Here is an 11,848-nt window from a genome sequence, read left to right on the forward strand (position 1 = left end):
CTCGCGGTGGGTACTTTTGCCGTCCGCTCGCCCCCGCACGCGAACTTACCCTCGTCCGAGTCGCCCTCACGGGGGATGCACCACAACGCGTCAGGAAGGAGAGCCGTGGTCACGACCGGCGAGTACCGGGCTGAGCCCGAGGCCATGCGCTCGACCGTCGGCAACGTCGGCGGCATCATCGCCCACGGCATCAACGCGGTCTCCGACCTGGAGAAGCTGGTCGTGCAGCCGGCCTCGTTCGCCACCTTCGGCAGCGCGGTCGCCGCGGCCAGCTCGGCACTGCACTCCAGCCAGGTCACGGCCGTGCGCAACCTGCTGCAGCTGCTCCAGCAGATCAACGGACTGGTCAAGAGCAGCGCCGACGCCTACCAGGCGGCGGACCAGGCCGTGGCCGGCGGGTACGGCGGCCACGACGGGAACGCCGCGAGCCCGGCCCCCGCCACGTCGTCGATCTGGGGCACCCCGCACGCCGGGGAGCTGGCCACACTCGCGATCAACGACAGTGCCGGCGCGCACGGCGAGCCCGGCTCGGTCGGCAATGTGCTGCGCTACCTCGGCGACGCCAACCTCGGCCGGCTCGGCGACCACCCGATCACCGGCACCCGCTTCCAGGGTGTCTCCGACTTCAACGACTGGCTCGCCGGCGACGCCGGCAACCAGGCGCGCGTGGGCCTCATCGAGGTCTACGCCGGCACCGCCCGCACCTTCGGCGACGTGCCCGGCGGCGTCCACTCGGGCGACGTCGTGGTGGTGGAGCCGCTGCGCCCGGCCGGCTCGGGCCCGGTGATCGGCGTGGCCGGCGACGGCGGCGCCCTCTACAACCACGGCCTCGTCGACCCCGGTCTGCAGGGCCTGGCCAAGGTCAGCGTGTACCGGCCCGCGGCCGTCGTCTGACCCCCCGATTCCCCACCAAGGTAGGTGCGATGCTGACTTTCCCGAACTCCAGCGCGATGGACGCCACCGCGTCCTCGGGCGGCCCGATCACCGTGCTGCCGCAGATCGTCACCGGCCAGCCGGAGCAGATCGCGAAGCACGTGCTGGACCTGCTGCACAAGGCGACCGAGTTCACCTCCCTCTACACGGAGCTGACCAAGGCCGCGGACGCGCTCGGCAAGACCTGGTCCGGCGCCGCCTCGGAATCGGCGCTGAAGAAGATCACCGACTCGCTCTCACAGCTGACCAAGATCATCGGCGTGGTGCAGAAGGGCGCCGAGCTGCTGGGCGTGTCCGGCACGCTGATCAAGACCGCGCAGGAGGCTTACCGCGCGGTGGTTTCGGCGGTGAACCCGACCGTCGCCTCGCTGATGTCGAACTGGTGGACGTACGGCGCCGCGGTGGCGCTGTCCACCGCGACGAGCGCTTCGCTGCGCGCGTTCATCACCTCGGTCGGCGCGCTGCTGAAGGCGCTCGGCGCGGTCGACCTGGCCAACCAGATCACGCAGGTGGCGCAGATCATCGGCGAGATCGAGAAGCTGTTCCACGGCGGGGACGCGGGCGCCGCGACCGCCGCCGGGGCCGCGGGCAACTCGACGGTTTCCGGCACCCCGGTGACCGCGCCGATCACGCCCCCGCCGGTGGCCAGCGCGTCCGGGCAGCAGGCGGTCAGCGGCGCGACCGCGGGCGGCACCGGCGGTGGCGCGACCGCAGGCGGCACGGGTGTCACCGCGGGCGGAACCGGTGGTGGCAACGGGGTTCCGGCCGGGCAGCCGTCGTTCACGAACTACACGCCGCCCGCGCTCGGCACCGCGAACGGCACCCCGCTGGACCCGTCCAACAGCTGGATCGCCGTCGACCCGTCCACGACTGCGCCGACCGCGCCCGCCGCGCCGACGGCCCCGGTCGCGCCCGCGGGGGCGAACGAGGTGGTCATCCACACCGACCTGTCCACCGGCCAGTCGACCGTCGAGGCGCCCTCGGGCCAGGACCTCGACATCAACCTGGACCTCACCTACAACGGCCAGCACTTCCAGCAGCACGTGGACATCGACGCGAAGGGCGCCTAGGCCATGGCCGCCGTCGACGCCTCCGGCGTGGTCAGCTCGGTGCTGTCGAGCTACCGGCAGGTGCTGGTGGAGTACCAGCGCCGGGTCACGGGCGACCCGGCGGCGCTGAACGCCGCGTCGCAACGGTGCAGCACCCAGGCGTCGACGGTGACCGGCAAGGCGACCGAGATTTCCCAGTCGGCCAAGGACCTTCACACCGATTGGGACGGAGACGCCTACACCGCGTACGCCACCGCGGCGGAAAAACTGGCCGAAGACCTGAACGAGCACGCCACGAAACTGGCCGACCAGGGCAAAAGGCTGGCCACGGCCGCGCAGTACCTGCAATCGGCGCGCGCGGCCGTGGACTCCGTGCTCGCGCAGTTCGACCAGTACGGCGCCCAGCTGACCAGCCAGGCCAAGTCGGCCGACTCGAACGCGGTCGGCGCGTTCATCTCCGCCGCCCGTCAGCTCGGCGAACAGGCGGTGGCCGCGGCAAAGCAGGTGTCCGACGAGCTGTCCGACGCGCTCGCCCAGCTGTTCCCGGCCGAGGGCGTCGGACGGCTGGAGCACGAGCTGGGCAAGTGGGGCACGGGCGCGTTGCACTGGCTCAACGGCGAGCCGCTCGACGGCCGCAAGCGCCCGCGCACCGTGCCGTCCTGGTTCGGCAACTCCGGCTGGAAGAAGCTCACCGCGGACGGCCTCGAAGGCACGCGCGCGCCGAAGAAGGCGAACACGCCCTTCGGCCAGCCCGAGCCCGAGGGGCTGAAGGACAAGCTCGCCAAGAGCACCGAGATCACCTACGCGAAGACGCAGCACGAGCAGGACGGCCTCGACCCGGAGTACGACGGGAAGATCACTTCCCAAGGCTGGGATGCGAAGGCGTCCGGGCACGCGGAACTCGCGGCGCTGCACGGTGAGCTCCAAGGAAAGCAGGAGTGGGGCGTCGCGGAGGCCAGCGCGAAGGGCACGGCGTTCGCGGGCGGTGAGGTGTCCGGCTCGGCGCAGCTCGGGGCGCATGGGCTCGGCGTGCACGGTGACGTGTTCGTCGGCGGAAAGGTCGAGGGTGAGGTGGCGGCCGACGTCGCCGGTGTCGGCGTCGGGGCGAACGGCACGCTGCAGTACGGCCTCGGCGCGCAGCTCGACGGGCAGGCGGTGTACGACGCCGGGCACATCAAGGTGAACTTCAAGGCTGGGGTCGCGCTCGGCCTCGGTGCGGGCGTCGGCGCGAAGATCGACATCGACCTGCCGAAGCTGGGCCACACCATCACCGAGTACGGCGGCGCGGCCGTCGACGCGGTCGGCTCCACCGCGAGCCAGGCGGCCGACGCCGTCGGCCACGCGTGGAACGACGCCGCCAACTACGTGGGCTCGTGGTGAGCGGCATGGCCCCGGACACGGTTTCGCTCCCGCTGGGCTTCGACGTCCCCGAGGGGTGGACGCCGCTCGAACCGGCGGAGGCGGGCGCGCCGGGGGTGGTGTTCGTCGCCGTGCACCGCGAGCCGGGCGCGGACTTCACCCCGAACATCACACTCGGCGTGCGGCAGCGGCCCGATCCGGCCTCCATGGCCGAAATCGCCGAAGAGGCGGTCGAACGGCTGGGCCGGACCATGGCGCTGCTCGACGTGGCCGGCCGCCAGGAGATCGGCGACGCCACCGCGCCCGGCGTCACGCAGGTGCTGCGGATGCGCACCGGCGAGGGCCAGGACCTGGTGCAGACGCAGGTCCACCTGAGCGTGCCCGGTCCCGACGGGCCGGTGGACCGCGTGGTGCTGGAACTCGTCTTCACCGCCGCGCCCGAGGCCGCGCAGCGGCTCACCCCCGACTTCCGGCAGTTCGTCGCCAGCGTGCGCTTGCGCCGGAAAAACCCCGCAGGAGAAGGAGAACCGTCGTGACCGACCCCTATGCCGTGCCGGACATGGACGAGCTGCTGGCGCAGGTCCGCCGGCAGACCGACGAGGTCCAGCGCATCCAGCGCTCGGTGGAGGCGATGGAGGTCAAAGCGGCCTCGCGGCAGAACGAGGTCAGCGTGGTGCTGCGCGGCGACGGCCGGTTCACCTCGATCGACATCGACCCGCGCGCGATCCGGGAGTACGACGCCCGCAACCTCTCGGAGATCGTGCTGGAGGCCGTGAACGCGGGCCTGCAGAAGCTGGCCGAGGCGAGCAGCGCGAAGTTCGCCCCGGTGATCGAGGCGTCCAGGTCCGTGCAGTGAGCGCGCCCGCCGCGCTGGCCGGCTCGACCCGGCGCGTGACGATCGTGACCCCGCGGGCCCGGGTGGACGTCGCGCTGCCGCAGCAGAGCACGTTCGCGGAGCTGGTGCCGCAGCTGGTGCGGCTGGCCGGCGCGTCCGGCCAGGCCGCGGCCGAGCACCCGGGCTGGGTGCTCTCCCGGCTCGGCGGCGCGCCGCTCGCGCTCGGCCTGACCGTGGCCGCCGCGCAGGTGCGCGACGGCGAAGTGCTGCACCTGACCCCGCGGGAGCGCCCGCGGGGTCCGCTGCTGTTCGACGACGTGGTGGACTCGATCGCCAGCGTCGGGGAGTCCGCTTCGAACGCGTGGGGCCCGAAGATCGCGCGCCGTTCCGGCATCGCCGCGGCCGTGGTGCTGCTGCTCGGCGGCGGGCTGCTGGTGCAGGCCGCCACCTCGGGCAGCGCGCTCGCGCCGATCAGCACCGGGCTGCTCGCGGTGGTACTGCTGCTCGGCGGTGGCGCGCTGAGCCGGGCGTACGGCGACTCGGGCGCGGGCTCGGCCGGCGCGCTGGCCGGCGTCGGCGTGGCGCTGCTCGCCGGGATGTCGATCCTGCCGCCGCACCCGCTGTTCTCGCTCTCGGCCGGCCCCCTGGCCGCGGGGCTGGCCGCGGTGACCGTTTACGGCGTGCTGGCCGCGGTGTCGGTCGCCGACCGGCTGCCGTGGTTCGTCGCGGTGACGGTCTCGGCGGGGTTCGGTGCGATCACCACGGGCGTGGTGCTGCTGGCCGGGGTGAAGCCGGTCGCGGCGGCCGCGGTCGCCGCCGTGGTGGCGACCGCGCTGGCCGCGGTCGCGCCGATGCTCGCGCTGCGCCTCGGCCGGCTGCCGCTGCCCCGGGTGCCGGACGACATGGAGTCGTTCCGCGCCAACGAACAACCGTCGTTCGGCGAGGACATGGTCGGCCGGACCACGCACGCGCAGGCGTTGCTGACCGGGCTGCTGGTGGCGCTCGGCCTGGTGGTGCTGGCGTCGGCGATCACGCTCGCGGCGGCGGGCGGGCCGTGGGAGGCCGGGCTCACCGGGCTGCTGGGCATCGGCTGGGGCCAGCGTTCGCGCTCGTACGCCGGGCGCACGCAACGCCTCGTGCTGGCGGGCTTCGGCGTTGTGATCCTGCTTACGGCCGGCGGCTGGCTGCTCGCGGACGGCAACCGCATGGCCATTTTCGTGGCCGGCCTGGTGTTCGTGCTCGCGGCGATCGTCTGCCTGACCTACGCGACGCGGGTGGCGCGCGGGGTGCGTTCGCCGTACTGGTCCCGGCTCCTGGACGTCTCGGAGTTCTTGGTGCTGCTGTCCTTGGTGCCGTTCGTGGCGATGATCGCCGGGGTGTACCAGGCCGTGCGAGGCTGAGGCGTCCGATTTCGACAGTTCCGGGCAAAGCCGTGGTGTGCTCGCGCAAGATCCACAGCACAAACGGTCGCGATCGGACTGCGCTCCGGGCTGACCGGAACGCTGGTCTGGTAATTTCCGCGACTGGTACTGGATCAGGCAGATGGGCAGGTCGCGCGCGTGAGTAACCCGTTAGTTGCGCCGACGGAGGATTCGACCAAGGCGTATTCGGGCATTTCCCTGGCCGAATCGGCTGCCGGGTTGTCGGATGCGATCAAGTCGGGTGACTGGGCGTCGGTGGCGATGGGTGCGGTCGGCACCGCGCTGGACGCGCTGTCCATGGCGATGGATCCCTTCGGGGCGATCCTCGCGGCGGGCGTGAGCTGGCTGATGGAGCACGTCGGCCCGCTGAAGGAAGCACTGAACGGCCTCACCGGAAACGCGGACGAGATCGCCGCGCAGTCGCAGACCTGGGCGAACGTCGCCAAAGAGCTGGAAAGCGTCGGCCAGGACCTGGACGCCATGGTCAAGGCCGACCTCCAGTCCTGGACCGGCCCCGCGGGCGACGCGTACCGGCAGCGCACGCAGGACACCGTGGCGTTGCTCCAGTCCGCGCAGAAGGGCTGCGAAGGTGCGTCTTCCGGGGTGAAAACCGCCGGCGAGGTCGTCGGCGCCGTCCGCACCCTGGTCCGCGACATCATCTCCGAGCTGGTCGGCCACATGATCAGCTGGGCGTTGCAGGTGCTGTTCACCCTCGGCATCGGCATGGTCTGGGTGGTCCCCCAGGTGGTCGCGGCCGTCGCGAAGACCGCGTCGTCGATCGCGAGCGTGACGACGAAGCTGGTCAAGGCGCTCAAGGCGCTGATCCCGCTGCTGAAGAAGGCCGGGACCCTGTTCGAGGACGCCGGCAAGGCGTTGAAGGGCCTCAAGGGCGGCAAGATCGACGCGCCGCCGAAGGTATCGAAGATCGACAGCACGCCGAAAGCCCCGGAGATCAAGGGCGGCGGTGGCACGCCCAAGAGCGGTGACGAGTCCGTCACCACGTCCGGCGATCATTCCGGGACCGGCGGCGACTCGACCACGACGTCGGGTGATCACCCGGTCCCGAAGCCGAACGAGTCCCACGGCTCCGGCGGGGAAAACCCGCCGGTGCAGCCGAAACCCGAGCCGGGGCCCAGTGAACTGCCGGGTGATAAGCCCAATGGCGCCACCGGGAGCACAACGCCGCCGGGCGACAACCCTCGCGGCACCGCCGTCGGCAAGAACGGCCGCGTCTGCGAAACCGACCCGGTCGACGTCGCCACCGGCGAGATGGTGCTCGACCAGACCGACCTGGTGCTGCCGCTGCGGCTCGAGCTGGCGCTGGAGCGCATGCACGTGTCGTCCTACCGCGCGGGCCGCTGGTTCGGCGCGTCCTGGGCGTCCACAGTGGACCAGCGGCTCGAGGTCGGCCGCGAGGGCATCCGCTACTTCTCGCCCGACGGCATGATCCTGGTGTTTCCGCTGCCCGCGCCCGGCACCTCGGTGCTGCCGGTGGAGGGGCCGCGGCTGTCGCTCACGCGCCGGCTCGACGGCGGCTACGGCCTCGAAGGCCCGGTGCACGGCACCCAGCTGCGGTTCGACCCGGTGCCCGGCGAGCGCGCCGGCGTGCTCCCGCTCGCCACGGTCACCGGGGCCGGGCAGAGCTACCGCATCGAGTACGGCCCCGACGCGAGCCCGTCGCGGATCCGGCACTCCGACGGCTACCAGGTCGAGTTCACCACCGCCCGCGGCCGGATCACCGCGATCTCCGTGGTGGACCCCGACGCGGACGTGCGCGCGGCGGCCACCCGCTACGGCTACGACGCCGACGGCCGGCTCACCCAGGTGGTCAACTCCTCGGGCCGGCCGATGCTGTTCGACTACGACACCCACGGCCGGATCACCGGCTGGCAGGACCGCAACGGCACCTGGTACCGGTATGTCTACGACGCCGCCGGCCGATGCGTGAAGACGGTGGGGGACAAGGGTTTCCGCGACGGCAGCTTCGCCTACGACCGCGAGCGGCTGGTCACCACGTACACCGACTCGCTCGGGCACCGCACCGAGTACCACCTCAACGAGGCCAACCAGGTCGTGCGCGAGGTGGACGCGGCGGGCCACACCCGGGAGTCCGCTTGGGACCGGTACGACCGGCTCCTGGCCCGCACCGACCAGCTCGGGCGCGTCACTTCGTATGAGTACGACGGCGACGGCGCGCTGAGCCGGGTCGTCCGGCCGGACGGCAGCGTCGTGCACGTCCACCTGCGCGAGGGCGCCGTCGCCGCGATCAGCGTGCGCGACGCCGAGCGCACCTGGACGCGGGTGTACGACGAGGCACCGGACCCGTTCAACGGGCAGCTCGGCGTCGCGGCCGGATTCCGGCACCAGGGCGTCGGCAGTAACGCGCCGGCGCCGGACGCGGTCGAAGAAGCGGCGCAGCCGTCGGAGGGCTACGTCCCGGACATGTTCGGCCGTCCCGCGCTGGTTTCGGCGCCCGGTGGGCAGGTTCGCCTGGACTGGACCGTCGAAGGACTGCGCGCGGCCCGCGTCGGCCCGGGCGGCGGCCGTGCACAGTGGACGTACGACGCCGAGGGCAACGACGTCGCACACATGGACGAAACCGGTGCGGTCACCCGGCGCGAGTACGGGCCGTTCGACGTCGTAGTGGCCACTGTGGACGCTGCCGGGGCGCGCACTACTTACACGTACGACACCGAGCTGCGGCTCGCGTCGGTGACCAACCCGGTCGGGCTGACCTGGTACTACCTGCGCGACCACGAGGGCCGCATCACCGAGGAACGCGACTTCGACGGGCGCACGCTGCGTTTCGAGTACGACGCCATGGGCCGGCTTTCCCGTTCGCTGAACGGGCTCGGCGAACTGGTCGAGTACACCTACGACACGCTGGGCAACGTGGTCGGGCGGCGCACCTCGTCCGGGCTCACCACCTACTCGTACGACCCGGTCGGCCGGCTCGTCCGCGCGGCCAACGCCGACGCGGTGATCGAGTACGAGCGCGACGAGCGCGGCCGGGTGATCGCGCAGACCACCAACGGCCGCACCACCACGTTCGCCTACGAGGACGGCCGGGTCCACCGCCGCACTCCGTCCGGTGTGGACAGTGTGTGGTCCTTCGGCGACAAGGGAATCCCCGTCGGGCTCTCCGGCGGCGGCCACGAGGTGCGGTTCGGCCGCGACGCCGGCGGCAACGAGACCGGCCGGACGGTGGACGGGCGGGTGCTGCTCACCCAGGCGTTCGACGCCGAGCAGCGGCTCACCGCGCAGGACACCCCGGTCCGCCAGCGCCGTTACGACTACCGGCCGGACGGGAACCTCGTGCGCACCGCGGACAGCGTCGCCGGCGCGGTGCAGTTCCAGCTCGACGTCACGGGCCGCGTGGTCGACGCGGTCGCGCCCGACCGGCGCGAGGGCTACCGCTACGACGCGGCGGGCAACATCGTCGCCACCGCCGCGGCCGGCGCCAGTGCCGGCTCGCCCGAGACCGGCCCGCGCGGTTACGCGGGCAACACCCTCACCGGCGCGGGCGCCGTCGCGTACCGGCACGACGCCCAGGGCCGGGTCGTCCAGCGGCTGGCCGGCGAGCTGGTCTGGAGCTACCACTGGGACGCCCAGGACCGCATGACCGGCGTGAGGACCCCGGACGGCACGCGCTGGAACTACCGCTACGACCCGATCGGCAGGCGGATCGCCAAGCAGCGCCTCGGCCCCGGCGGCGAGGTCGCCGAGCAGGTCGATTTCGTGTGGGACGGCGGAAAGCTCGTCGAGGAGGCCCATCGCGGGCCCGACGGGACGACCCGCGTGCGCACCTGGGACTACGACCCGGACACCAGCGCGCCGGTGGCACAGCACGAGAACACCGGCGGGATCCGGCTATTCCACACCATCGTCACCGACCCCGTCGGACGGCCGGCCGAACTGCTCGACCCGGCCGGCGGCCTCGGCTGGCAGGGCCGGTCCACGGTGTGGGGCCGCGACCTGCCGGGCAGCGGCGGCGCGACCAGCACCCCGCTGCGCTTCCCCGGCCAGTACCTCGACGCCGAGACCGGTCTGCACTACAACGTCTACCGCTACTACGACCCGGCCACCGGCCGGTACGTGAGCCAGGACCCGCTCGGCCTCGCGCCCGCGCCCAACCCGGTCGCGTACGTGGACAACCCGCTGCGGGTGGCCGACCCGCTGGGCCTGGCCCCGACGAGCTGCTCCGAGGTCGACCTCGGGGACGGCACCCGGCCGGGCGGCTCGCACGACCCGGCCCACGTCGACGACACGGGCAGCACCTCGAACCCGTCGCGCCACGACCCCGGGTCCGATTCGGAGGACATCACCGACCAGGCCGCGCCGCCGCCCGCGCACCAGCCCGCGCAGCCGGACTTCTCGCACAACCCGCCGCACGCGCCCGACTACGTCTACCACGGTTCGGGCGCGCCGCCGGAGGTCGTGTTCAACCAGGGCCTGACCTCCGACGCGATCCGCAACAACCGGCCGCCGATCTACGACATCGACACGCACCAGCACCGGTCGTACGGCTCGGGCAGTGGTTACGTGTCCACCTCGGGCAACTACAACACCGGGGTGCAGTTCGTGCCGATCAAGCCGGGGGCGCAGGTCACCGAGGGCGCCGACTTCTGGGGCAAGGGCGGCACCCAGTACCACGGCCACGACGGCTACGTGTACACGATCAAGGGCGACTCGGGCAGCATGGTCCACCTGCCCTCGCACCCGGGCCGGGTGCAGAACTTCGACGGCCAGGACGAATGGGCCGCGGTCGACCACATCCCGGGCTCGCAGATCGTCGGGGCGAACAAGATCACCGGCAACTACAACGTGCAGCCGTTCGGCGCGCCGGGCGCCCCGCCGACGATCATCCCGGGCAAGAGCGGCATCCAGAGCACCTGGATCCCCAACCCGGGCTTCCAGCCGTGACCGCGGCGAACCAACCCGAAGGATCGGAGACCGTGGTGGAGGGCCCCCAGGACCCGCCGGTGACCCCGGAGATGCGCGAGCGCGCGCGGCAGTCGCCGGACAGCTGGCTGTACGTGGTGGATCCGGCGTACGCCGACACCGGCGACGTCCCGGGCTCGGCGATCGCCGGCGGCTACCGGGTCGACGAGCGCGGCGAGATCGCGGGCGCCTTCGTCCGTAACCCGGACTACCGGCCCAGCCCGCTGGCGTGGGGTTTTCCGGCTCCGGGCAACGAGTTGGAGGCCGCGCTGCAGGCCGCCGTCACCGGCCGCGGGGACGACGCCGCGGTCCGGTCCGCCCTGCTGGCCGCGACGGTCTACACCCCGTCGGCCCCGGACCGCGCCGTCATCCCGGTGCGGCACGACGACGTCGAGGCCGTGCCCGTGTACACCTCGGAGAGCTACCTGCCGGAGCCGCCGCCCGGCCAGTCCTTCCGCCCGGTGCCGGTGCGTGAGCTCGGGGCTTCGCTGGAGGGTCGCTACCTCCTGCTCAACCCGGGCAGCGCCCTGGAAGTGCTGGTGCCGGGCGACAATCTGGCCGGGTAAGGACTCAGGTCCACCAGGTCGCGGGTGCCAGGGTGCTGAAGCCGAGCGAGTCGTACAGCGGCTTGCCCGCCTTCGAGGCGGTCAGCGTGACCGGGAGACCGTCCAAACGGGACAGCATGGCGTTCATCAACGAGCGCCCGACGCCGCGGGAGCGCTGTGACGGCAGCGTGGTCACCCAGTAGACGCCGCCGGCCGTGCCGTCCAGGACGACGAAGCAGGCGCCGGCCGGCTCGCCGTCCCGCTCGGTGAGGTACAGCTCCACGTCGTCCCGCTCCAGCAACGCGGGCGGGAAGACCTCGCCGCGCCGGTACGGCTGGTGCCGTTCCAGCGGAAAGCCGTGCACGACAACGTTTTCCACGGTCGCGAGCAGGTCCGGTGTATCGGCTCGGACCACGTCCTGTGTGTCTACTGTGGACGATGTCGCGGTGCGCGCCATCACCGGCAGCTCCCGCGGCTTGAGGCCAATCGGGGCCAGATCGACGGTGCCGTACGCGTCTTCGACGACGACCTTCGCCGCGTTCTCCGCCAGCTTGGTCAGCTCGGCGACGTCCTCGGCGTCGGGCGTGCCGGTGCGCAGCACGATCCGCATGCCGCTGCGCTCGCTGCCGTGCACGCAGACGAAACCGGGCCGGGTGGTCAGCCGGTGCCCGCGGGTCTGGGCGAGCAGGGTCCAGAACGCGGCCGCGTTGGCCACGGCCACGTCGAGCGGCGGTGCTTGATCGGGAGAGCTGGTCATGGGCTTGA

General features: G+C 72.4%; 9 protein-coding genes. 8 read left to right on the plus strand and 1 reads right to left on the minus strand.

Annotated elements, in window-relative coordinates; all coding sequences use genetic code 11:
- Nucleotides 1-105: 105 nt before the first annotated feature.
- From OG371_RS28680 to OG371_RS28715, 8 genes are all read left to right on the plus strand, one after another.
- Nucleotides 106-894 (plus strand): WXG100 family type VII secretion target, encoded by a 789-nt coding sequence (locus OG371_RS28680; protein ID WP_329058358.1) that lies wholly within the window; start codon nt 106-108, stop codon nt 892-894.
- 29 nt (nt 895-923) lie between these two features.
- Nucleotides 924-2,003 carry a WXG100 family type VII secretion target gene (locus tag OG371_RS28685; RefSeq protein ID WP_329058360.1) on the plus strand — a complete coding sequence of 360 codons (1,080 nt, stop codon included), beginning with the start codon at nt 924-926 and terminating at the stop codon, nt 2,001-2,003.
- A gap of 3 nt (nt 2,004-2,006) precedes the next feature.
- Nucleotides 2,007-3,362 (plus strand): WXG100 family type VII secretion target, encoded by a 1,356-nt coding sequence (locus tag OG371_RS28690; protein ID WP_329058362.1) that lies wholly within the window; start codon nt 2,007-2,009, stop codon nt 3,360-3,362.
- A 5-nt stretch (nt 3,363-3,367) separates the two neighbouring features.
- Nucleotides 3,368-3,877, plus strand: a complete 510-nt coding sequence (locus OG371_RS28695; RefSeq protein WP_329058364.1) for a hypothetical protein — start codon at nt 3,368-3,370, stop codon at nt 3,875-3,877.
- Nucleotides 3,874-4,197, plus strand: a complete 324-nt coding sequence (locus OG371_RS28700) for a YbaB/EbfC family nucleoid-associated protein (protein WP_329058365.1) — start codon at nt 3,874-3,876, stop codon at nt 4,195-4,197. The genes OG371_RS28695 and OG371_RS28700 overlap by 4 nt, the downstream gene beginning before the upstream one ends.
- On the plus strand, nt 4,194-5,576 hold the full coding sequence (eccD, locus tag OG371_RS28705; RefSeq protein WP_329058368.1) for a type VII secretion integral membrane protein EccD: 1,383 nt from the start codon (nt 4,194-4,196) through the stop codon (nt 5,574-5,576). The genes OG371_RS28700 and eccD overlap by 4 nt, the downstream gene beginning before the upstream one ends.
- Before the next feature lie 159 nt (nt 5,577-5,735).
- The gene (locus tag OG371_RS28710) at nt 5,736-10,520 is read left to right on the plus strand and encodes an RHS repeat-associated core domain-containing protein (protein ID WP_329058370.1); all 4,785 of its coding nucleotides are present in this window, start codon (nt 5,736-5,738) and stop codon (nt 10,518-10,520) included.
- 32 nt (nt 10,521-10,552) lie between these two features.
- Entirely contained in the window at nt 10,553-11,104 is a 552-nt protein-coding gene (locus tag OG371_RS28715) for a type VII secretion system-associated protein (protein ID WP_329058372.1), read from the plus strand.
- 4 nt (nt 11,105-11,108) lie between these two features.
- On the opposite strand, the gene OG371_RS28720 is transcribed toward OG371_RS28715, so the two are convergent.
- Entirely contained in the window at nt 11,109-11,840 is a 732-nt protein-coding gene (locus OG371_RS28720) for a GNAT family N-acetyltransferase (RefSeq protein ID WP_329058373.1), read from the minus strand.
- Between the last annotated feature and the right edge of the window lie 8 nt (nt 11,841-11,848).

It is taken from the genome of Amycolatopsis sp. NBC_01480, from assembly GCF_036227205.1.
Lineage (GTDB): Bacteria > Actinomycetota > Actinomycetes > Mycobacteriales > Pseudonocardiaceae > Amycolatopsis.